Source organism: Prevotella sp. oral taxon 376, from assembly GCF_003043945.1.
In the GTDB taxonomy this organism is placed as follows: Bacteria; Bacteroidota; Bacteroidia; order Bacteroidales; family Bacteroidaceae; genus Prevotella.
Map to the genome: position 1 here is coordinate 95,348 of NZ_PYXG01000001.1, position 23,870 is coordinate 119,217.

Genomic DNA, 23,870 nt, shown 5'->3' on the forward strand with positions numbered 1-23,870 from the left:
CTATCCCTATTTTTGCTTTTGAGCAAATTCCAAAATCAACTGTGCCATCTTCTTATAGGTAAGTCCACGACGACGGGTCTCTGAACTTGCCACCTCAAAGGCACGAGTAGCTACTCCACGCAGCTTGCTAATTTCAAAAACACAGACCGTTTTCCCTGTTTTCTGGTCGATGACATCCACTGTTCCACTCACTTCGCAGGCACCTGTCTTGCGGGAAAAGGTGGGAACGAACATGGCTACAGCCGTACTTCCAAGGTCTAATTTATCAACATGCACGATCACTTTATAGTCGGCCGTACCGCTTTTAACAAGTGTGATGCTCTTCTTGCTCTCGTCGTTCCAGCGCTCCATAAAATAGTTATCTTCTGTCTCCTGGCACTCCTGGGGCCAGTCCTTTACATTTTTCTCACCCCGGTCGGCCAGATATTTCTGTAAAGGTTTCCCCTCACAGATCGTATTCGTGTAATCGAAGGTGAAGACCGCCGTTTTCCCTGGCTGATTCAATACCGTGGGATCACCACTCTTCAGGGTAACCTCCTTGTTCTTGGCACTTGCCGTCATGACCGACAACAGCATGACCGACATAAATAAAACAACTTTCTTCATAGTTTTCAATGCTTAATTTTATACTTGTAATGATGTTAAACTTTCTTGATAATCAACGCCGAGTTGGTGCCTCCGAAACCGAAGCTGTTGCTGAGAACGGTGCTGAGCTCGGCCTCACGGGTCGTCGTGGCGAGACGCAGGGGCTCGCTGTACTCGTCGGGATTACGGAAGTTGATGTTCGGCGCAATGAAGTTGTTCTGCATCATAAGGACGCTATAGACCACCTCCGAGGCACCGGCCATCCAGCATTCATGACCTGTCATTCCCTTCGTAGACGATATCCAGGCATGCTTGCCACGGAAAAGCCGGTCGAGGGCGATGGCCTCAAACATGTCGCCCTGATGCGTACTCGTTGCATGGGCGTTGATATAGTCAATGTCGTCAGCCTCTACTCCCGCCATCTGCATGGCCCGGCTCATGGCGATCACGCTGCCGTCGTCGGAAGGCTGGCTGATTCCGCCTCCGTTGGAAGAAAACCCGTAGCCCGCCACCTCGGCCAGGATCGGAGCTCCGCGCCTGACCGCACTCTCATATTCCTCAAGCATCACGGCCGCCGCGCCACCGCTCGGCACCAGCCCGTCGCGGTCTCTGTCGAACGGGCGGGACGCCTTCTCGGGCTCGTCCATGCGCTTGCTGAAAGCATTGAGGGCATCGAACGACGCCATGCTATAGAAGTTTGTCTCTTGGGCACCGCCGCAAAGCACCCTGTCTTGAAGGCCTTGCTTGATGAGCAGGAATCCCAGGCCGATGGAATGGCTGCCGCTGGCACAGGCGCTGCTGACCGAGAAATTCACCCCCCTAAGATGGAAGATGGCACTCAGGTTCATGTTCACCGTCGAGTTCATTGCCTGAAAGATGTAGCCCGAACCGAGGAGTTGCGTGTCGTGTTTCTCGGCCATGATGTTGGCCGCCTCTATCACCGGCTTCGCCGAAGAGTCGTTGCCGAAAATCACGCCGACCTCATTTTTCGCCAAGAAATCCTCGTCGATGCCGGCCTGGCCGAAAGCTTCCCTTGCAGCCATGAAGGCATACTCGCCCTCCTCCGGCAGTCCTATGCGCTCCCGGCGGGGAAGCAATCCCTTCAGGACGGGTTGTTCCACAAGCCCGGTAAGTGCCGACTGATAGCCGTATTCGATACGCTTTTCCTCGATTCCGATGCCGCATTTCCCCTCTCGCAGAGACTGCGCTACGGTTTCCTTATTTGTTCCCAGACACGACCAGATGCCCATGCCGGTTATCACTACTCGTCTTTCCATTGTCTAATTCATAATTCTTGACGCACTCCGCGCCATAAGAAATCATTAAGTATATAAGCCGCCATTTATCTGGATGACCTGCCCCGTGATGTATCCGGCCCTCTCGCTCGCGAGGAATCCCGCCAGCGCGGCCACCTCTCCGGGGGTGCCGAAGCGCCCCATGGGCACAAGCCTGTTGAGCTCCGCCTTGTCCAAATCTGCCGTCATATCGGTATCGATAAATCCCGGAGCGATGGCGTTCACCGTAACCTTTCGCTTCGCCACCTCCTGGGCCAGGGCCTTGGTGGCCCCGATGAGGGCTGCCTTGGCGGCACTATAGTTAGTCTGGCCCGGCAATCCCTTGATTCCGGAGAGCGAGGCAATGTTGATGATGCGCCCCCCGCGATGCGTGAGCATGTTCTTAAGCAGTCGGCGGGTGATGAGGAAGAAGCCGTTGAGCGGCGTGCGGAGCACCTCTTCCCATTCCTCGTTCTGCATGAAAATGAGCAGGTTGTCTCTGCGAATGCCGGCATTGTTCACCAGCACGGATACATAGTCCTCCGGATGGCGGCCTTCCCAGTCGGCAAGCGCCTGCTCCGTAACGGCGGCATCGGAGACATCAAACCGCAAGAGTTCAGCGTGGCCGCCGGCCGCGCCAATCTCCTCCGCCGTCTGGAGAGCCGCCGCGTCGTCGCGGCGATAGTTAATCACGACGGGCAGCCCCATCGACGCCAGTTCTTGGGCGATGGCTTTCCCGATGCCTCGGGAGCCTCCGGTTACGAGAGCATATTTCATGATCGTTTCCAATTTTGAATGCAAAAATACGAAAGTTTTATGAAATTCAAGAAGATTTCCTGGTATTATTTATATGCGCACCACGCATGGAAAGAAAAAGCCACATGAAAATGAGCGTGTTACCAAAGTGTGAAAACACGATTCCCCGGGAGGCCCCGAAACAGGTCTTCCCCTAAGGGGCCCGGCATCCAAGCGATGTCCCAAAAGTAAGACAGGAACAGAAAACCCGCTTGTTTTTTAACACAAAACAGCCGCCCGGGGACACCGAAACAGGTTCTGAAATTGAGGAAAACAAGCCCCAAAAGCCTTGTCTTCATCCCCTTTTTCAACAAAAGGTAGCTTTCCGCAGAATGGATAACAACCTTTTGCGCTGCTTTTAACGGCTAAAAGTCGTGCTTTTGGCCGCCTTTTGCAGACCTTTTGGCCGCCTTTTACCGATCGCAGAGCCAACGACGGAAAACGGCATTATTGCATTTCCCTGGGAATCAAGTGTTTACGCTCTTTCTCAAAAACCGAATATTTTACCCACTTTCAGGACTGTCAGAAAACTTGAAGAGAATTCCGGTATGAAATTTTAACAATAGAATGTTCTAAAAGTAAGATTTTCAAGCCGTCCCAGGAATGACTCTCCTGCCATGGGCCGTCCGTGTTTCCTCTTATTTTTCCTTAATTTCTTATGCAATCACAGAAAATATAAGTAACTTTGCCGAAATATTTTTAAGAAAATGATGGCAAGAAAAAGCTTTCTCTCTATATTGTTCTGCCTGACTGTATTGACCGCCCAGGCACAAACCACCTATGTGAAAGGGCAGGTGAAAGACAAGTCGGACGGTACGCTCTTGCAGCGCGCTAGCGTGAAATACCAAGGCAGCCACGGCTCCGTCCTCACCGATGAGCTCGGCAACTTCCGAATCACAAAGGAAGAAGGAAGAACCCTTCAGATTACTTGCGTGGGCTATAAGACCAAACTGGTGAGGGTCTCTCACGGAACGGAATTTATAGAAGCCCGCATGGAGAGCGACTCCAAGACCCTGAGCGAAGTGAGGGTGAAAGCCAAAAGGCGCAAGTACAGCCGAAAGGACAACCCCGCCGTGGAACTGATGAGGCGTGTCATCGCAAAGAAAAAACATAACAGGCTCGAGACGCACGACTATTATCGCTACGACAAGTACCAGAAGATTACTTTTGCGGTGAATGATATTGACAGAATCAAACACGACACCACACGGGTGCGCTGGTATACTGACCAGATAGAAATCTCTCCCCTGAACGACAAGAAAGTGATGCCCCTGACTGTAGACGAAACCATCTCTACCCGTCTGTTTCGCAAGAATCCGGAGAAGTCGCAGGACATTATCAAGGGCAAGAGAACCAAGGGCGTAAACACGATTTTCCAAACCGGAGAGATGGCAAACAGCATGCTGAAAGAGATGTTCAAGGATGTTGACATCTACGACGACTTCATCATGCTTCTGCAACATGAGTTTACCAGCCCCATCGGGCGCACCGCCATCAGCTTCTATCGCTTCTCCATCATGGACACGGTAACCGTAGACAACGACAGCTGCTATCATCTCCTCTTCTATCCGAACAATCATCAGGACTTCGGATTTCAAGGTGAACTGTGGGTGATGAAAGACTCATCGCTGCATGTGAGACGGTGCAAACTCCAAATTCCGAACAAGAGCGAGGTTAACTATGTGCGCAACATGCATATATTGCAGGAGTATCAGCCCGCACGAAACGGCGAATGGTGCCTCTCGCAAGACGACATGTGGGCCGAATTCCGCATGTATGATTTCCTGCCCGATGTGCTCGTAACGCGAAACACCCGCATCACCGATTACGACTTCACGGCATTCAATGACAAGGAGTTTCGCGGCAAGGCGAAAGAGTATACCTACTCCATGGCCAAGCAAAGAGACGAGAGCTTCTGGGAACAGAACCGCAAGACCGACCTCTCGAAGGGAGAACAGAACATGGACGGATTCGTAAATCGCATGCTCAAGACCCGGCATTTCGGGTGGGTCATGCTCGGATTGCGGGCCCTGATAGAGAACTTTGTGGAGACCAGCAAGAAAGGAGAGAAAAGCAAGTTCGACATCGGACCTGTCAATACGATTGCCTCCTATAACTTCGTCGACGGCCTCCGGCTGCGTGCAAGCGGACGGACAATGGCCGCATTGAATCCACACCTCTTCTGGAGCGGCTATGGGGCATACGGCCTGAAGTCCAAGAATTTCTATTACAGCTCGACCCTCACCTATTCTCTTAACAGGAAAGAGAACTCGCCCTTTGAGTTTCCCAAACGAAACATAGAAATAGGAAGCGAGAAAGATGTAATGTCGCCATCGGACAAATTCATACATAACAACAAGGATAACATGTTTATGGCCGTCCGTGCCAAGGATGTCCGTGAGATGTATTTCTATAACCGGCAGAGCATAAAGTTCGACTACGAGGCACGCTGGGGATTCCGCGTGAACCTCGGATTGAAGACGGAGAGCAACCAAGTGGCCGCCGACCTGCACTTTGCCCCCGTCAACGGGGCCGAGGAGGTGAGGAAGTTCCGCACGACGGAGCTCACCTTCGGCATTGGATACTGTGCCAATACGGCTTTCGTGAACACAAAGCAAAACCGCTTTGCCATCAACTATGACAAGCCCGACATCAGCATCCAGCACACCACGGGATTCAAGCATTTCCTCGGAGGGAACTACAGTCTTAACCTCACGGAGGCCAGCCTGTACAAGCGTCAGTGGCTGGGAAGCTGGGGACATGTGGACATGCTCTTGAAGACCGGCGCACAATGGAACAAGGTGCCGTATCCTCTACTGATCATGCCGCCTGTAAACCTCTCCTACTTCAATCACGACGAGACTTTCTCACTGATGAACAATATGGAGTTCCTGAACGACCGCTATGCTTTCTGGAGCATTGCATGGGACATGAACGGTAAACTGTTTAACCGCATTCCGCTGCTCCACTATCTCAAGTTCCGCGAATTTATTGCCGTCAAGGGAATGTGGGGGCATCTCACAAATAAGAACAATCCCCTTGAGCGCAGCAGCGATCCGATGCTCTTCAAATTCCCCACAAGAACCCGGATGATGAGCAACCAGCCTTATTGGGAGGCTATTGTCGGCATTCACAACATCTTGCGCATGTTCGGCATAGAGTATGTCAGAAGGCTCACCTACATCAACCACAGCGACATAGACAAGTGGGGCATCCGCTTCCACTTTACCATGGCTTTCTAAGCAGCCGGATCATACAAATATAGACGGGCTGATTCCTTTTTAGCGAAATCAACCCGTCTATATTTGCTCGATACCCGAATATTCCCCTAAAACAAGAGAACATACAGCAAATGGGCCACGATCGCAGCGGCAAGTCCGCCAAATGTATGCGAGATAATGGCCTTGGAGGTAAGCTCGCGATAACCCAGGGAGTCGAGCATCGCCGTATGGGTGCTCAAGAATCCGCTCCAGCACATGCCTATGGCGGTGAACACGGCGACGGCATTGCCGTCTATCCAACCCTGCCGGACAAAGTTGGGCACTAACCCTAAAGCGGCTCCTACGGCTCCTAACGCAGTGATCGGGAATGCTATCTGATGGGGGTCGGTAAACCCGAACAACCAGTTGAACAGCCAGTCGACCTTATTGGCCAGCCACGGCAGGAACTCCACGCCCTGATAGGCTGCGCCCGTAAACTGCCCGTGCGCATCAGGCCCGAAGGTGAGCACCATCACCAAGGTCGATATGATCAACACTCCCGGGATGATGGCCACGCCGATTTCCACGCCTCCCCTGCCGCCGTCAAGCAGTGCGTTCAGCGTACGAAGGAAGACCGACTTCTGCCTCCCTGACTTCTCTTCCAAAGAACCATCGACGGCATCCGCCTCTATAGCGGCCTCAGTCTTATAGTCCGGGTATGCCTTAACGATGAAATGCTGCATCAGGCGAGTAGACACGATACAGCCGAAAATTGCTCCTACCAAGCCTACCAAGGGCTCCAGGCCGAATCCCTGACTTGCCATGAAAATCATGACAATAAGCCCCATGCCAAACGCCGTCCCGAAATTAGTGAGGGATATATACTGATATTTCTTGAAGAAACTGCCGAAATGCTTGTCGTGGGCCAAGGATATAATCGCCGGGTTATCACTCAGGAATGTCATCACCGCACCCAACGCGGCAACACCCGGCAGATGGAACAACGGCTTCATCAAAGGCCGGAGCAGCCTTTCCAGCAGGTCTACCACGCCAAATTCCACAAAGAGCTTGCCCAGCGCACCCGTTATCACGCAGATACCCATCAGATAGAAGACGGTATTCAACAACAAATCGTGTGCCGTGTGCATAATGGTGTTCAGCATGTTGGCAGCTCCCATTTTGGCACCGATAGAAAAGAAAATCACAAGAACCGCACCTAAACATATAAGCGCAGACATCATCTTTGAATGAGTATTTTTCATCTTGCAACAAGGTTTTTAGTCATCAGATACTTATAACGAGACAAATTTACTGCTAATTCCTGAAACCCACAAGTATATTCATCCAAATTTCAGACCCGAAACGCAATTATCTCAAATAAGCAAGAATCTCTGAGAACCGATGGATCCTGCATAACTTGGAATGCTCATACTCGTCTACCACCTCGTGTTGCCACACCGCGTCAAAGGGTATATACATGGCATTGCCCCCCAATTCCAATACCGGAGCAATATCGCTCTTGAAGGAGTTTCCCACCATGAGCATTTCTTCCAACTCCACACCGTGCCTGACACAAAGCTTCTGATAACTTTCAGGTGTTTTATCAGACACTACTACGACATCATCAAAATACGGCAGAAGGCCAGAACGACGGAGCTTGTTTTCCTGATCGAGAATCTCGCCTTTGGTGAAAACCGCCAACCGGTACCTACGCAGGTCATGAAGCCCTTTGATTGTATCCTCTACTTCCTCCAATGGAGTCCCCGGGAGCTCCAGCAAGGTTTTCCCCAATTCAATGATTCCCGCCATCTCTGAGGCGGAAATCCTATGATGAGAATACTCTATGGCATTCTCCATGAGCGAGATGGTAAATGCCTTGCAGCCATAACCTAACAAGGACATGTTGCGGGTTTCAACATCAAAAAGAGCCTCACAAGGAGCCGACTGCCCTTCTGATCGATAGGGTTCCAGAATCCCGACATATTCTTTTTCTACCTTGTCAAAGTGGTTCTGGCAATCCCACAGGGTATCGTCGGCATCAAAAGCCACGAGTTTGATATATCTAAAGTCTATCATTTACTCATTCCTATCTATTGGAAAAAAAGATAGATGCCCGACAAGAAGCACCTATCCTTTTATTTTCCGATATTCAACCATTCCTGATTAAATGGCTAAAAACAATCCATTTATATTGCTACTGATATCCAGTTGTAAACGCCGCTGCAGACACCGAAGAGGATGACACCTGCCGTACAGATGGCAAGAGCCAACTTGGTTGACACGGCACTTTCAAATGCGGGCAACGGGTTATCGCTGTGCTTAATGAACATTGCCTTCACGATGAGCAGATAGTAGTAGAGAGAGATAACCGTATTAATCAACGCGATGAATACAGTGGCATAAGCCAGGGCGCCAACCGTTGTGGTGATTTCCGCTCCCTTTACAGCTGCCATGAACACGAAGAACTTAGAGAACATCCCGGCGAAAGGAGGAATACCTCCCAGAGAGAACAATGCCAAAGTCATCAAGAAGGCCAAGCGGGGATTGGTCTTATAAAACCCATTATAGCTATCAATCTCCACCGTCCCGTTATTATGCTCCTCAACGGAACTGATAATGGTGAAGACTGCCAGATTGGCAACGACATAGACCAATACATAATAAGACAGGGCTACCGTGCTCATCGTGTTGTCGCCGATAACGGCCAACATGATATATCCGGCCTGAGAGATTGAGCTGAAAGCCATGAAGCGTTTCAGATCACTCTGATGAATGGCAAAGAGGTTGGCAATCGTGATGGAAAGGACAACTACGATCATAAGCATGTACTGCCAATAAACCGTCATGGGGGCAAATACTTTCATCAAGATCGCACACAATGCAAATGCCGCGGCACCCTTGGAAACTACAGAAAGATAACCCGTAACGGTAGTAGGAGCCCCCTGATAGGTATCTGCTGTCCAGAAATGGAACGGTACCAAGGAAATCTTAAAGGCAAGTCCACTGAAGAAGAACACCATTCCGATGATTGTCAAGGGCGTTGCCGTAATCTGCATTGCCACATCATCGAAATAAAGAGTACCTACCGCACCATAAACAAAACTGATACCATAGAGCATCACGCCACTTGAGAATGTAGCTGTAAGGATAAACTTTGCGCCGGCCTCGGCGGAATGATGGCGATACTTATCAAGTGCCACAAGGCACGCCATCGGCACGGAAGCCAGTTCAAGTCCCAAGAAGAACAGAATGAAGTGATTGGCACTTATCATCATGTTCATACCAAGGAGTGTTGAAATCACAAGCATATAGAACTCACCCTCCTTGAATGTAGTATCCGGACGCTGTAACCACTCACGAGCCTGGATGAGCACAATAAGAGTACCCAGGGCCAGGATGGTCTTGACAACCCCGATAATCTCATTGGTAACATACATTCCTTCAAATGCGGAGACCTCTGCCGTCGGGAATATATTAATAACAAGATGGGCAGCCATCAACAATACAACAAGCGCATTGAAGAACGGCCGGGACTGGTCGGGAATGTTCCCGGCATTCTCTGCATTCGCCAAGAGGGGCTTGCGAGCAGTCATGAAGTCTGCAATGAAGACAATCACCAAGATAACAACCAATGTTACCTCGGGAACCATATTTAGAAATTGCGAGTAATTCATCGTTTCAAAACTTAAAATATTATTTCATTTACAGGCTTGCAACTGTTGCGAATTGACTAATATGCTCCATAAGAGGACCAACGGCATCATAGATAACCTCCTGTGCCCAGAAAGGCGCAAGACCAAGACCCGCAACACAGAAAATCAATCCCGCAACGGCAATCCGCTCATCCCAAGATGCATCGCGAAGCTTCAAGAACTCGGGGTTGGGAATCCTTTGATACAAGATCTTACCGCAGACACGAAGGATATAAACAGCCGTGATCACAATAGAAGTACAAGCTGCAATCGTAGCTACACGATGGAATGTGTCTGCATTCTCGAACGAACCCACGAAAATACTCATCTCGGCAATGAATCCCGAGAAACCCGGCAGCCCAAGATTGGCCAGACCTGCTATCATATAAGCTACGCCCAAGAATGGGACGACCTTCATCAAACCACCGAGATAGCGCACATCACGAGTTCCCGCACGATGATAGATCATTCCGATAACAGCAAAGAAAAGAGCCGTCATCAAACCATGGGAAAGCATCTGAAGAATAGCACCGGTAATGGCTGCCTGGGTCATCATAAGAAGAGCAAAAAGCACCATACCACAGTGAGAAACCGAAGAATAAGCATTGATATACTTTAAATCGGTCTGTACACACGCAGAAAGAGCGCCATAAACCACCGAGATGGTTGTCAGCACAAGGAATACGGGAGCCCAGGTATCAAGTGCCTCTGGCATCAAATACATGGCGATGCGGAAACAGCCATAACCTCCCAGCTTCATAAGTACACCTGCATGGAGCATAGACACTGCCGTAGGGGCACTGGCATGACCATCAGGCGACCATGTGTGGAACGGGAAAAGAGCTCCTAGAACTCCAAACCCGATGAACACAAACGGGAAGAATGTCTTCTGCACGACCACTGGAATATTGGCCATAGCGGCAATCTCATTTACATTCATGGTGGTAGCACCACTTCCAAAATAAATCGCGAGAATGCCGATGATGAGAAGGGCAGAACCACCCATCAGCATCAAAGTGAGCTTCATCGCCGAATACTCTTTGGCACCAGTACCCCAAACGCCAATGAGCAAGTACATGGGAATCAGGGCTACCTCGTAGAACATGAACATTGTGAACATGTCCGTAGAGATAAAGAAGCCAAACACACCCGAACTCAACAGCGTAAACCAAAGGAAAAACTCCTTATGGTTGGGAATCACCTGCCAAGAGGCGAAAGTGCCTGTAAACACAATAATAGCAGAGAGCAGTATCATCACAACCGAGATACCATCTACCCCTACACTATATGCGATATTGAGTGGAGCAAACCAAGGTATACTATATGTAAAGAGCATAGGATCGGTGTTGCCTGCATGACGCATCTGAATAAAAGCAACGGTAAGATAGATTGCCAGCATGAGCAACACACTGGAACCCGCCACCATCACGCCACGAACCTGATTTAAATTACGGGCCAGCCAAAGGCCAACCAACATCAGGACGGGAATTACTACAAATAATGTTAGTATACTCATCTTTTATAAAATACAAAGTAAGATTAATGTTAAGGCAACACTACCAGTGAGGAACCATACGGCATACTGGCGAACATCGCCACTCTGCCAAGGACGAATCGTCTCACCAGCCTCCTGGGTGCTCCAAGCCAAGAAGTTCATAGCACCATCAACAACATGACGGTCAAACCAGGCAATCGGCTTAGAGAACAAAGCAAATATTATCCTATGCGTAAAGAACTGCCAAGCGTCATCAACATAGAAACGGTTCAAGGCTGCCTTGTGCAAGCGAGGCAACTTTAGAGCAAGGGTATCGGCAAGAGGAGTCTTCTTGGGGGCATACATATAAGTAGCAAGGGCTATCCCGATAATAGCAACTATAATACTTGTAGTTGCTACTTGGGTATCCAGATGAATGTGATAAGCCTCACCCGTTGCGGATACAAAGCTGCCAAACGAGCCCCATGGATTCAACATCCAGCCTGCTATGATAGACACAACAGAAAGGAACACCAAAGGTCCCCACATAATGAACGGGACTTCACTCGGGCGGCGACGATTCTCTGGATCCAGCTCATAGTAAGACTGTCCCCAGAATATCACATAGTAGAGACGGAACATATAGAATGCGGTCATACCAGCAACCAAAGTCATGAAGTAACCCATAAATGGCGAGAACTGGAAGCATGCCGTAATAATCTCATCCTTTGAGAAAAATCCCGCGAATGGAGGAATGCCAGAGATGGCAAGACACCCTATAAGGAAGCAGATGTTAGTTATAGGCATATACTTATGAAGGCCACCCATATATTCCTTGGAATTTGAACCAATGATTACGATGATAGCACCAGAGCAAAGGAACAAAAGGGCCTTGAACATTGCATGAGTAAACAAATGGAACATTCCTGCCATGTAGCCTAATCCGCCTTCATGATTATCAAGGGCTGTGCAGACGCCAAGAGCAACCAGCATATAGGCTATCTGTGAAATAGTAGAGAATGCCAAACCGCGTTTGATATCACGCTGACAGCAAGCAACAGCAGCGGCATAAAATGCCGTGAACGCGGCGATATAGGCTACCCAGTGCAATGCATTAGGAGCATATTGAACCCAGATTGGGAACAAACTGGCAACCTGATAAACACCTGCGACAACCATCGTAGCCGCATGAATCAAGGCAGATACTGGAGTAGGACCTTCCATTGCGTCCGGCAACCAAATATGCAATGGGAACATCGCAGATTTACCAGCGCCACCAATAAACATAAAGAACAGCGCTGTCGGCAAAATCCACGCTGCACCTGGTAACTGACCAGCCAAAGCGGCATCAGCTGTAAGATCATAGTTGAATGTTCCTACATAGAAGCTGTAGAAAAGAATGCCTATCAAAAAGAACAAATCGGCGAAACGAGTAACTATGAAAGCCTTCTTAGAGGCATGGACTGCCTCATGCTTTGGATAGTAGAATCCTATCAGCAAATAAGAGCAGACACCCACAAGCTCCCAGAACAGGTACATCTGGAATATGTTAGTTGCTACAACCAAGCCAAGCATGGACATTGTGAAAAGGGAGAGGAAAGCGTAGAACCGCTGAAAACCTTTCTCATAACCTTCAAACTTATAGTTCTCATCGCGTTCTGCCATATAACCGAAAGAGTAGATGTGAACCATAAAGCTAACCGTAGTAATGACGATAAGCATCATCACACTGATAGGCGTGAGACGGAAACCGACATTAAAGGTCAGCAATTCCGTGAACTTCAGCCAGGTAAAGTTGAACACGGTAATCGTAGGATACAAGCCATCAGCACCTCTTCCTATCTCAAAGAAATACTTATAGGCTGTATAGCAAGAGAGTGCAAATACGACACCCAATACAATTGTGCCAATGGCACCCGCTACCGGTTTCTTCATCTTCATACCGCAGAGACCCAAGAGCAAGAAGCTTAGGAACGGTAGAAGGAGTATCAAAAACGAATAACTATATTCCATTGTCTTTTAGAATTTCATATTTTCAATACTGTTCACCTGATCACTATGGTAGTTGCGGTAAACATTAATTATAATTGCCAGAGCTACAGCCGTTTCAGCCGCGCTAACGCCAATAGAGAAAAGAGTAAAGAACATACCTTCAAGCTGTCCCGGATAAAGCAGGCGATTGAAGACTGCGAAGTTAAGGTCGACAGCGTTCAACACCAATTCTATGGAGATAAGCATAGCAATAAGGTTACGACGAGTAACGAAGCCGAACACTCCTATGAAGAACAACAATGCGCTAAGCGCGAGCAAACATTCTATAGGAATCATTTTTTATCCTCCTTTCTTGCAATCATTATACCACCGATAATACATGCCAGCAAGAATACCGAAATCAACTCGAATGGTAATACATATTGATATTTATCACTACCGACAAGAGCCGCACCGATCTGGCCCATAGGAACCTCTACATCTTCGACCGTTGTGAAACGGGTGATAAACTGAGATTTCACAAACACCATGACTACCGTTCCCAGACCTACGAGTGAAATCAAGGCTCCTTGGAAAACACGGGTCCCCTTGAATCTTTCCACGAGTCCCTGAAGAATATTCTTGGAAACCAGGTTGATAGCGAAGATATACATCATCGTGATTCCTCCTGCATAAATGCTGATCTGGGCAGCTCCAAGGAATGTATAGTCAAGCAGGATATAAATGCCGGCAATAGCGAACAACACGAACAGCAGGAATGTGGCTGCACGCATAATCCGTGTCGTCATCACCGACATAATTGCTGAGCCAAGAATGACTACAGCTAAAATACAAAATATTACGATATTTGCCATAATCGATTACTTGGTTTTAGTGTTAAACTTACCGATAACAAGGGGAGCTCCACCATCGATGAGGTCTGGAAGACTCCCTCCTTGATACACCTCCTTGTCGAGATGAAGCACCAGCTTCTCGCGATCGAATACAGAATTCTCGAAATCATTGGTGAATTCGATAGCGTCAAAGTTACAGGCATTCACGCAGAGCTGGCAGAACATGCAGTCGCCTAGATCGTACTGATAGTCGTCCAGTTGTTTCTTCTTGCGACCCGTTTCCGGATTGGTCTCCATGTGGGCAGTAATCTTAATGGTATCGTTAGGACAAGCCTTTTCACACATCGTGCAAGCAGTACACTTGTAAGAGCCGTCCTCGTTGCGCTTGAAAACCAAGCGACCACGATGGCGGGCACTGACATGAAGCGTGGTCTTGCGGTTCTCAGGATACTGTTCCGTTGACTTCGACGTGAAATACTCCTTTAGAGTTGTCTTCAGACCCACGGCAAGGGTCTTTACGCCGTCAGCAATACCCCGGAAATATGTTTTTTCGTTATTTGCCATTTCTATACCTTTTTATTAATGTATGTACAAACCGAAAGCTACACATACAGTCATCAAAATCAAATTAAGCAATGACAGGGGCATGAGATATTTCCACTCAAGCTTCAGAATCTGGTCGATACGAAGGCGAGGGAATGTCCAACGCACCCACATCAGCAACCAGACCACCGCAAAAGTCTTGGCAAAAAACCAGATGAGACCAGGAATATAGTTCATCACACTGTCAAATGCCGCAATACCAATGTTGAGCGGAGCCCATCCACCAAGAAACACAGTGGCTGCAATACCTGAAATCACAAAGAGGTTCAGATATTCTGCCAAATAGTAGAATCCAAACCCCATACCGGAATATTCAGTATGATAGCCTGCCGTTAACTCGCTCTCTGCCTCGGCCATATCGAAAGGGCCACGGTTGGCCTCTGCGTTACCCGCTACCAGGAAAACCAAGAAGGCTATGATAGCCGGAATATGGCCCTTGACGATAAGCCAGTTCCATGGCCCTGTCTGAGTTTCGACAATACCGCTGACCTGCATCGTGCCCGTCAGTACGACAGCAGCGATAAGACATAAGCCAAGCGACATCTCATAGGAAATCATCTGGACAGCACCACGCATGGCTGATACCACAGAATACTTATTGTTACTGGCCCATCCCGCAATGAAGATACCAAGTACTCCGATTGATGAAATGGCCGTAATCAGGAACAAGCCTACATTGAAGTCGAGCACTAAGGCGCCCTTGTTCCAAGGCAGGAACGAGAAGGTTCCTACCGATGCAATTATCACAAGGAATGGTGCCAGATAATAAAGAAACTTATCGGCTTTATCCACCGAGAAAATCTCCTTGATCAACATCTTCAACACATCGGCGAAAACCTGGAAGATGCCCCAAGGGCCTACACGCATGGGACCCAGGCGACATTGAAAATAAGCGCAGACTTTACGCTCCATGAAAATCAATGCGATTGCAATGAGGGCATACACCGTTAAGATGATAATGCCGACGGCAACGCACTCAATCAGAATCGACCAGAAGTCTCCCAAACCAAGAGTCTGGCGGAGGAGATTGTCGAACCATGTTGTTACTATACTAAAATCAAACATATTCTATTTTTTATTTTTATCGGATTAATTTTTGAATTTTAGTATTAGCGGTCCAAGTCGGGAATGACGAAGTCGATAGAAGCTCCCGCCGCAACAAGGTCGGCTATCTTCTGTCCTTTCAGCATCTTGTCGAACGCGCCGGCAAGAGTCAAGCCCATAGGACGCATCTTGACGCGATAGGGACTCTTGTCTCCACGACTTTCGAGATAGACGCCGAATTCGCCGGCACCGCCTTCCACGGAAAACCACCACTGTCCTTCCGGAAGCTTGATGATAGGCTTCTGCTTGATGTAGTATTCTCCCTCTGGGATATTGTCAATGAGTTGCTCGATAATGTCGAGGCTCTGATAGATCTCGTGGATATGAACCATATAACGAGCCATGGAATCGCAGTCCTCACCGACGATTTCCTTCCACTCCACCTTGTCATACATGGCATAAGGATGATTCTTACGAACATCGTTGTGCCAACCCGACGCGCGACCCGCAGGACCTGTAACACCGTAATTGATGCAGTCCTCCATGTTCATGGGAGCAACGCCCTCAAGACGCTGGTGAGTGATGACATTATCGCCGAACACATCCAGATATTCCTGAATCATCGGCCGCAGATACTTGCAGAGAGCCTTCGTGTTTTCTACGAAGTTAGGATCTATGTCATCCTGAAGGCCGCCGATGCGATAATAGTTTTGAATCAGTCGACCACCGGTGGTCTCCTCCATGACATTCAATACATGCTCGCGATCACGCATACAATAGAGGAAAGCGGTCAGGGCACTCAGGTCCTGGGCACAAGTTCCCAGGAACAACAAGTGGTTGTCGATACGCTGGAGCTCGTCCATAATGGTGCGGATATACTTGATACGATCGCTCAGCTCTACACCGAGGGCCTCTTCTATCACGCCGACGAGGGCATGACGATGATGCATAGCGCACAAATAGTTAAGGCGATCGGTTAAAGCAAGCGTCTGGGGATAGGTCATATCCTCCATCATTTTTTCCATTCCCCGGTGGATATAGCCAAGATGAGGATAGACATGCTTGATGGTTTCGCCGTCCACAACGGTCTGCAAGCGAAGCACGCCATGGGTCGACGGGTGGTTAGGACCGAAGTTTATCACGAAGTCGTCATCGTCAAAAAGGCGATGACGGGTCTCCACGAGCCTGCCTTCATCATCCAAGTTCCACTCCGAGGTCCAGTCGGATTCCGGCTCATCAGTCGTCGGGAACCTATTTGCCTCCGGACTCATGTCGAAGTCCTTGCGAAGAGGATAGCCTTCAAAATCACTCCGCATGAACAGGCGACGCATGTCCGGATGTCCCAGAAACTTGATTCCGAGGAAATCGAAAACCTCGCGTTCGAGCAAATCGGCATCATGCCACAACTTGATAACGGAAGGGATTACATGGTCCTCGCCCACTCTCTTGGCCAGCTGTTTGACCGATATGCGCTCATGGCTCTCTGTATTCTCAAGAATGTAGATACATCCCAATCCATCCTCGGGACCAAAGTCTTCACCTATGATCGTAACAAGGTAATCGAAATGCTCTTCATTCTTCAACTTCTCCATTGCGCTGGAAAAGTTGTCAAATCCGAATTCTTTATTTTCTAATTTCATAATTTCTGCTCACCTTGGTTAGTTATTACTGGGTTCGGTTGTCTCCGGCACCTCGGCCGATGCCGAAGTCCCTGATGCCTGCGGCGCCCCCGCAGGCTCGGCAGCAACCGGGGAAGCATTCTTCTGCAGCTCGTCGAGTTCTTGCTCAAGGGCCTCAATCTCTTCCTTGGCAGGAGCTCCGGCCACGATGATGGGCCGCGACTTGCCGATCTTGGCTGCGCTCAGGTTTCCATTACTGATACCATGGAGACCTCCGAGCCGCATGCTTTCTTCCTTCTCGGACTTGGTCATCTTGTGGTTGGCACCCCCAAAGAATTTCTCCACCTTGATCTTGCGTTGCAACTGCATCATGCCATAGAGGATAGCCTCCGGACGAGGGGGGCAACCCGGAATGTAGACATCCACGGGGACAAGCTCGTCGATGCCGCGAACCACGCAATAGCTCTTCTTGAAGGGGCCGCCCGAGATGGTGCAGCCACCTACGGCCACGACATATTTCGGCTCTGCCATTTCGTCGTACAAGCGCTTGAATACCGGTGCCATCTTATTGGTAATTGTACCGGCACACATAATCAAATCGGCCTGGCGGGGGGAATTTCGGGTTACCTCGAAACCGAAGCGCGAGAAGTCGTAACGGGCACAGCCTACGGCCATAAACTCGATTCCACAGCAAGATGTACCGAATGTCAACGACCAGGGAGAGTTAGAACGACCCCAGTTGATAGCCGCGTCGAGCGACCCAAGCAGCACACTCGCACCGCCGTCGTTCAGCTCTCGCGCGATCTGCTCAAGGGTGTCGTTGTCCTTGAATTCCTCAAAAGGAATGCTCTTGACAGAGGCTCTTTTTCTTACTTCCATTCCAAAGCTCCTTTCCGCCAGGCATAAGCCAAGCCAAATACTAATACCAACAGGAAGAAGCCGATGCTAACGAGAGCCATCGTTCCAAACTGCTTCACGACAACTGCCCATGGATAGAGGAACACGGTCTCGATGTCGAACATCAGGAAAAGGATGGCAAAGAGGTAGTAACCCACATGCACCGGCAGCCACGAACTGCCGCGCGTGGGGATGCCACACTCAAAGGCTTCACCTTTTACCGGATTGTAAGACCGAGGCCCGATGAGCTTGGCGATGACATAAGCCGCCAGCACCAAGGTTACAGCCGTCAGCAAAACGGTAATAAACAAAGTGAAATTCATAAAATTTTATATAAGTTATTAATTATATTTCTTAAACCTCTGTTCGTCTTTGAGGCAACGAAAAAAGTATTTTGCCATATTCAGTTTGCAAAATTACTACTTTTTTTTCGATATAAAGAATAGATTCCGTGTTTTTTTTCTCATATTAGTTGTGCGCACGCGCGATTTTCGTTTCCAGGCCCGAGGAGATCCGAAAACATCGTACCGACAAGCGAGCGCAGACCGAAAAGGCATATTGCGCTTTATACAGAACAAATTTTATTTACAAAACAAGGATTCTTCCCGAATAATTATGCAAAAGCGATACAGGGCTTCGGACAACTCGCCCCCTCACCCTGTGAAGGCTGAAAACAAAAGTCGTTTCTACGGCTTCTTAGAGGCCTTGTGGGCGATGTCGGTTTCCAAGAAAATCTTCCATCCCACAAATTGGTACTTTTTTCATGCATAAAAACCGGTCTTATACAATCAAAAGGCTGCAAACAGGAGGGAAAAAGACGGCTTTTAGCCTTGTTTTCAACGGCAAACAGACGAGTAAAAGGCGGCCTTTTACTTTAAAGAAAAGTACAAACTGTATAATTATTCAAAACCAGTGCATAAACAAAAAACCGCGAAACTCTGAATTATCTGAACAAAACAGAGTTTCGCATATCATGTTGCCCGCCTGGGAAAAACACTTCCGGAAGGTCTACTTCGTATACAAGAATCGCTTGATGCTCTTCTTCGGCGTCTTCTCAAACTCCTCGTCGCGGAGGCGAATCGCCGTAAGCTTGCAATAGGCAGGCAATTCCTTGTTTAACTCGATTCGGTTCTGCTCCATAATCTCCTCAAGGTCAGACTTGTTGAAGCCGAGCTTATAAGCTTCATCAAAGTCAGGGAACACGAGGCCGACGAGTTTCTCATCCTCCTGGATTACGACGCTCTCCATGACAAGAGTCATAGAGTTCAGCTTGTCTTCTATCTCTTCAGGATAGATGTTTTGCCCGCTGGCACCCAACAGCATGTTCTTGATACGACCACGGATAAACACATTTCCCTCCTTGTCCATCGTCCCGAGGTCGCCGGTATGGAACCATCCTTCCTCATCGATGGCTGCCCTCGTGGCCTCCTCATTCTTATAATAGCCGAGGAGAACATTCGGTCCTTTCGTGAGAATCTCGCCCGGAATATTCTCGGAATCCGTGCTGTCGATGCGCACCAGCTGGTGCAGGGCCGCCCTTCCGCAGCTTCCGGCGACAAAAGTGGAATAGTCCGAATAGCAGATGATCGGCGCACACTCGGTGGCACCATAGCCCACGGTGTATTTAAACCCGATCTTTTGGAGAAACCGCTCCACTTCCTGATTGAAGGCGGCACCGCCTATGATAACCTCGTAGAAGTTGCCGCCGAAAGCCTCTGATACCTGCTCACAGATACGCTCGTAGACTTTCTTGCTCACCACGGGCATGTTCATCAGTAGCCGAATCTTACTGTTCTGAATCTTGGGGAATACTTTCTTCTTGATAATCTTCTCTATAATGAGAGGCACGGCTATGATGACACGGGGCTTGACATCCGCGAAAGCCTGCGCAATGATGGCAGGGCTCGGCACCCGCGTCAGATAGAAGATGTGGCAGCCTGAAAGAAACTCATAGATGAACTCAAAAGCCATGCCATACATATGCGCCATCGGGAGGATGCTGATTATCTTATCGCCCTTATGGAGATGGTCGCCAAGTGCGTGCTTGGCAAAGTCGGTATTGCTCCACATCGCACGATAGGGAATCATCACGCCCTTTGAGAAACCCGTGGTCCCACTGGTATAGTTGATCATCGCCAGCTCATCAGGATTCTGCTCACGGTAATACTTCACATGCTCCTTGCGGAAATACTTGGGATATTTCTGCCCGAACATCTCATTCAGATGCTCACGAGCATAGGTCAGCTTGTCGGTTCTCGACACCATAAGTGAGTAGTCTGGAATATAGATAATGCCTTCCAGACCAGGCATCTTCGTCGCGTCGACCTGTGTAGCCACGATATCGCCTACAAAAAGGAATTTCGCTTCGCTGTGGTTCACGATATTGTGAATCTGGTCGGCAGTAAACTCATGAAGGATAGGGACGACAATCGCACCATAGGTAAGCGTCGCAAGGAAGGCACAAGCCCACGCCGAGGAGTTTCGCCCGCAAAGGGCAATCTTGTCTCCCTTGGCCACCCCGCCATTCTCAAACAGGATATGGAGCTTTTCAATCTTGCGAGCTACATCATGATATTGTAGCGTTGTTCCCTTGTAATCCGTCAGTGCATCATGATCCCAACAATCAATGATTGCCTTCTCAATCAACTCGTTGAAACTTGGAATTTCCATCATAGTGTCTAATATTTGGATTTTCAGACCGCATCCCGATAGAGATAGCGCTTGATGCTCTTCTTGGGAGTCTTCTCAAACTCCCTGTCGTGCAACTGTATCGCGGCTATCTTGCAGAATGACGGCAACATTTGGTTTAATTCTAAACGATTTTGGTTCATCACATCCATGAGGTCTTCTTCCGAGAAACCCATCTGATGAGCCTCCTCCATATCAGGATGGACGAGTGCCACAAGCTCTTCGCCTCTCTGCAAGACGAGGCTCTCGCTCACCATTGCCATCGAGTTGAGCTTGTCTTCTATCTCCTCCGGATACACATTCTGGCCGTTGGAACCCAGCAACATGTTCTTGATACGGCCTCGGATAAAGAGGTGTCCGTCAGAGCTCATCGAGGCCAGATCTCCCGTATGGAACCATCCCTCGTTGTCAAGGACGGCCTGTGTGGCTTGCTCGTTTTTATAGTATCCCTGCATGACATTAAGCCCGCGGGCCCATATCTCGCCCGGAACATTCTCCGGGTCCTCGCTCTTTATTTTTACTTCCATGTGCTTTGCCGGCGTTCCGCACGACCCTCTCTCGAAATCCGTGTAGTCGCTGTAGCTGATCATGGGAGCTGTCTCGGTGGTTCCATAGCCCACGGTTACGGGAAAATCTATCTCTCGCAGGAACTGTTCTATCTCTTTGTTCAAGCTCGCTCCTCCCACGAGAATCTCATAGAAGTTGCCGCCGAAGAGATCCTTGACCCGCCGGCAGAGAAGATCCCTTACCTTCTTGCCGATAACGGGCATGCTCATGAGTATCTTGTAGCGGCTGTCAAGCTCGGGAAAGACCTTCTTCCGGATGATCTTCTCTACCACCAGCGGCACAGAGACCACGATGGCAGGCTTGACTTCCATGCATGCTTCCTGGATCAGGGACGGACTCGGAAGCCGCGTAAGGAAGAACAAGTGGTTACCGGCGGTAAACTGAAGCAGGAATTCACAGGTCAGCCCATACATATGAGCCATCGGAAGGATACAGAGGCAGTTGCTGTCCTTGGGAATGTGGACGCCTATCGCCCCGCTCAGATAGTCGATATTGCTCCACAAGGCACGGTAAGGAATCATTACGCCCTTTGAGAATCCCGTTGTCCCGCTGGTGTAATTAATCATGGCAAGCTCGTCTGCCTTGTCGACATGATACTTCACATGCTCCTTCCGGAAGAACTTCGGGTAACGATGACCAAACATCTCGTTCAGGTGCTCACGGGCATAAGTGAGCTTTTCCGAGCGCGAGTTGATGAGCGAATTGTCGGGAAGATAGATCACGCCTTCCAACTGCGGCATCTCCGCTACATTGATCGTGGGAGCCACCACATCACCCACGAAGAGCAACTTGGCATCACTGTGATTTACGATATGATATAATTGTTCGGGGGTAAATTCGTGCTGAACAGGAACGATGACGGCTCCATAGGTTATCGTCGCAAGGAAAGCAACGGCCCACTGGGCACTGTTACGGCCACAGATAGCGACCTTGTCGCCGGCCTCTACCCCACTATTTTCAAACAGGATGTGGAGCTTTTCTATCTTGCGGGCTACATCATGATATTGCAGGGTGGCCCCCTTGTAGTCGGTCAGGGCATCCTTGTCCCAATTGTTGATGATGCTTTGTTCTATATATGAGTTAAAACTTCGTGTTGACTCCATTGCACAATCTTTAAAATTCTGTGCAAAGATACTGTCTTTTCTGCACATTTCAAAAAAACCTGTGCAATTTTTTACCTCAAAATAGAATATTTCCGCTTTTCCATGCAGATTGCACAAGCAAGCCAAGTGTGCAATGTTCTTTATGCCATTTATAGTATCCCGTTTGTCGGTTATCACTCGTAACGCATACTCCGGGCGGGATGTATGTGCGAAATAAGATAGCTCGGGGCTATCAGCACGAAGACGCTCACGAGCAGGGTGGCGATGTTCAGCAGGATGATAACCGGCAGATTGATCTCTACGGGAACGGTGGAGACATAATAGGTAGCGGCGTCGAGCTTCACGAATCCCGTGAATTTCTGGAGCAGGATCAGCCCTAAGCCAATGACATCGCCCAAGAGGAGTCCCTTGGCGATAATGAAGGACGCAAACCAGAGGAAAGTATGACGAATCGCGCGGTTGCGCGCTCCCAGCGCCTTGAGCACTCCGATCATCGTCGTGCGCTCCAGGATGATGATAAGCAGGCCGGAGACCATCGTTACGCCGGCCACGGCGATCATCAGCGCGAGGATGATCCAGACATTCAGGTCGAGCAGTTCGAGCCACTTGAAGATGCCCGGATTGATTTCCTGAATGGTTCGCGAGGAATAGGTTTCGCCATACCGGTCGATGGTGCGGTTCACCTTCTCGATCAGTATATCTTCGGTTTCCTGCAACCTCGTGAAATCGTTCACGGTGAGTTCTGCGCCCGAAACCTGGTCGTCTTCCCATCCATTGAGCTTCTTAACGGTATAGAGGTCGGTGAAACAAGTAACCTTGTCGTAGGCCGACAGATTGGTCTGATAGATGCCCGCAACGGTAAATCTGCGGGCACGGACGCCATTATGATCGATAAAATACGCAAAGACCTTGTCGCCAACCTTCATGCGAAGCTGATCGCTCATGATTTTCGAGACAAGGAGCTTGTTCTGTCCGGCCTTGTCGGAGAATCTCGGAATTGAGCCTTCCACCATGTTTTCGTGAATGAAAGAAGAGTCAAACTCCGGTCCCACGCCCTTGAAAACCACGCCGAGGAAGTCGGAATCGGTCTTCAGGATTCCCTGTTTGAAGGCAAAGCGCTGCACATGCTTCACTCCGGGGGTCCTCCTCAGCACCTCCATCATCGAGTCGTTCATCTGGATGGGATACTGCTCGCCTCCCTGAATGGTCATGAAATCACCTACCTGAATATGCCCCCCGAAGCCGATGACCTTGTCGCGAATGGTATGCTTGAAGCCAAATACCACACTTACCGACAGGAGCATGACCGCCAGTCCGATACCCACGCCGACGGTGGCAATGCGTACAGCAGGGCGCGAGACCTTGCGTCTGTCGCCCTGGGCACCATAGATTCTTCTTGCTATAAATAACGGCAGGTTCATATCTCTTTTCTCATTGATTTCCTTTTAACGGTCGTCTACTTGACAAAATCGGCGAGATTGAACGACGAAATCGCCGAAATTGT

At 49.2% G+C, this 23,870-nt stretch carries 19 protein-coding genes; 1 reads left to right on the forward strand and 18 read right to left on the reverse strand.

Translation table 11 applies throughout. The features are described 5' to 3' along the window. Window positions 1-6: 6 nt before the first annotated feature. From C7120_RS00450 to fabG, 3 genes are read right to left on the reverse strand one after another with little or no spacing between them, the layout of a single operon-like run. Window positions 7-606 carry a hypothetical protein gene (locus C7120_RS00450; protein WP_146154179.1) on the reverse strand — a complete coding sequence of 200 codons (600 nt, stop codon included), beginning with the start codon at window positions 604-606 and terminating at the stop codon, window positions 7-9. A gap of 35 nt (window positions 607-641) precedes the next feature. After that, window positions 642-1,862, reverse strand: coding sequence for a beta-ketoacyl synthase (locus tag C7120_RS00455; protein WP_107619890.1), 1,221 nt, complete (start codon window positions 1,860-1,862; stop codon window positions 642-644). A gap of 45 nt (window positions 1,863-1,907) precedes the next feature. Then, window positions 1,908-2,636 (reverse strand): 3-oxoacyl-ACP reductase FabG, encoded by a 729-nt coding sequence (gene fabG / locus C7120_RS00460; RefSeq protein ID WP_107619891.1) that lies wholly within the window; start codon window positions 2,634-2,636, stop codon window positions 1,908-1,910. Window positions 2,637-3,361: 725 nt separating this feature from the next. On the opposite strand from fabG, the gene C7120_RS00470 reads away from it, so the two are divergent. Next, complete coding sequence (locus C7120_RS00470; protein WP_107619893.1) at window positions 3,362-5,896, forward strand: DUF5686 family protein; 2,535 nt, start codon at window positions 3,362-3,364, stop codon at window positions 5,894-5,896. An 86-nt stretch (window positions 5,897-5,982) separates the two neighbouring features. On the opposite strand, the gene C7120_RS00475 is transcribed toward C7120_RS00470, so the two are convergent. From C7120_RS00475 to C7120_RS00550, 15 genes are all read right to left on the reverse strand, one after another. After that, on the reverse strand, window positions 5,983-7,116 hold the full coding sequence (locus C7120_RS00475) for a nucleoside recognition domain-containing protein (RefSeq protein ID WP_107619894.1): 1,134 nt from the start codon (window positions 7,114-7,116) through the stop codon (window positions 5,983-5,985). A gap of 106 nt (window positions 7,117-7,222) precedes the next feature. Beyond that, a complete protein-coding gene (locus C7120_RS00480; protein WP_107619895.1) occupies window positions 7,223-7,930 on the reverse strand; it encodes an HAD family hydrolase in 708 nt (235 codons plus the stop codon). A gap of 110 nt (window positions 7,931-8,040) precedes the next feature. Then, window positions 8,041-9,528 (reverse strand): NADH-quinone oxidoreductase subunit N, encoded by a 1,488-nt coding sequence (locus C7120_RS00485; RefSeq protein WP_107619896.1) that lies wholly within the window; start codon window positions 9,526-9,528, stop codon window positions 8,041-8,043. 28 nt (window positions 9,529-9,556) lie between these two features. Continuing rightward, a complete protein-coding gene (locus tag C7120_RS00490; protein WP_107619897.1) occupies window positions 9,557-11,062 on the reverse strand; it encodes a NuoM family protein in 1,506 nt (501 codons plus the stop codon). 3 nt (window positions 11,063-11,065) lie between these two features. Then, window positions 11,066-13,033: an NADH-quinone oxidoreductase subunit L gene (gene nuoL / locus C7120_RS00495; protein WP_107619898.1), complete on the reverse strand. Its 1,968-nt coding sequence runs from the start codon at window positions 13,031-13,033 to the stop codon at window positions 11,066-11,068. A 6-nt stretch (window positions 13,034-13,039) separates the two neighbouring features. After that, entirely contained in the window at window positions 13,040-13,348 is a 309-nt protein-coding gene (nuoK, locus tag C7120_RS00500; protein ID WP_107619899.1) for an NADH-quinone oxidoreductase subunit NuoK, read from the reverse strand. Next, window positions 13,345-13,866, reverse strand: a complete 522-nt coding sequence (locus C7120_RS00505) for an NADH-quinone oxidoreductase subunit J (RefSeq protein ID WP_107619900.1) — start codon at window positions 13,864-13,866, stop codon at window positions 13,345-13,347. Before C7120_RS00505 ends, nuoK begins: the two co-directional genes overlap by 4 nt. A gap of 6 nt (window positions 13,867-13,872) precedes the next feature. Continuing rightward, the gene (locus C7120_RS00510; protein WP_107619901.1) at window positions 13,873-14,409 is read right to left on the reverse strand and encodes an NADH-quinone oxidoreductase subunit I; all 537 of its coding nucleotides are present in this window, start codon (window positions 14,407-14,409) and stop codon (window positions 13,873-13,875) included. Between the two features lie 15 nt (window positions 14,410-14,424). Further along, a complete protein-coding gene (gene nuoH, locus C7120_RS00515; RefSeq protein WP_107619902.1) occupies window positions 14,425-15,513 on the reverse strand; it encodes an NADH-quinone oxidoreductase subunit NuoH in 1,089 nt (362 codons plus the stop codon). A 44-nt stretch (window positions 15,514-15,557) separates the two neighbouring features. Then, the gene (locus tag C7120_RS00520) at window positions 15,558-17,132 is read right to left on the reverse strand and encodes an NADH-quinone oxidoreductase subunit C (protein WP_107619903.1); all 1,575 of its coding nucleotides are present in this window, start codon (window positions 17,130-17,132) and stop codon (window positions 15,558-15,560) included. 18 nt (window positions 17,133-17,150) lie between these two features. After that, entirely contained in the window at window positions 17,151-17,990 is an 840-nt protein-coding gene (locus C7120_RS00525; protein ID WP_107619904.1) for an NADH-quinone oxidoreductase subunit B, read from the reverse strand. Further along, window positions 17,981-18,331 (reverse strand): NADH-quinone oxidoreductase subunit A, encoded by a 351-nt coding sequence (locus tag C7120_RS00530; protein ID WP_107619905.1) that lies wholly within the window; start codon window positions 18,329-18,331, stop codon window positions 17,981-17,983. Before C7120_RS00530 ends, C7120_RS00525 begins: the two co-directional genes overlap by 10 nt. Before the next feature lie 685 nt (window positions 18,332-19,016). Continuing rightward, a complete protein-coding gene (locus C7120_RS00540) occupies window positions 19,017-20,681 on the reverse strand; it encodes an AMP-binding protein (protein WP_107619907.1) in 1,665 nt (554 codons plus the stop codon). Window positions 20,682-20,701: 20 nt separating this feature from the next. Beyond that, window positions 20,702-22,366 carry an AMP-binding protein gene (locus C7120_RS00545; protein WP_107619908.1) on the reverse strand — a complete coding sequence of 555 codons (1,665 nt, stop codon included), beginning with the start codon at window positions 22,364-22,366 and terminating at the stop codon, window positions 20,702-20,704. Between the two features lie 173 nt (window positions 22,367-22,539). After that, the gene (locus C7120_RS00550; RefSeq protein ID WP_107619909.1) at window positions 22,540-23,787 is read right to left on the reverse strand and encodes an FtsX-like permease family protein; all 1,248 of its coding nucleotides are present in this window, start codon (window positions 23,785-23,787) and stop codon (window positions 22,540-22,542) included. Between the last annotated feature and the right edge of the window lie 83 nt (window positions 23,788-23,870).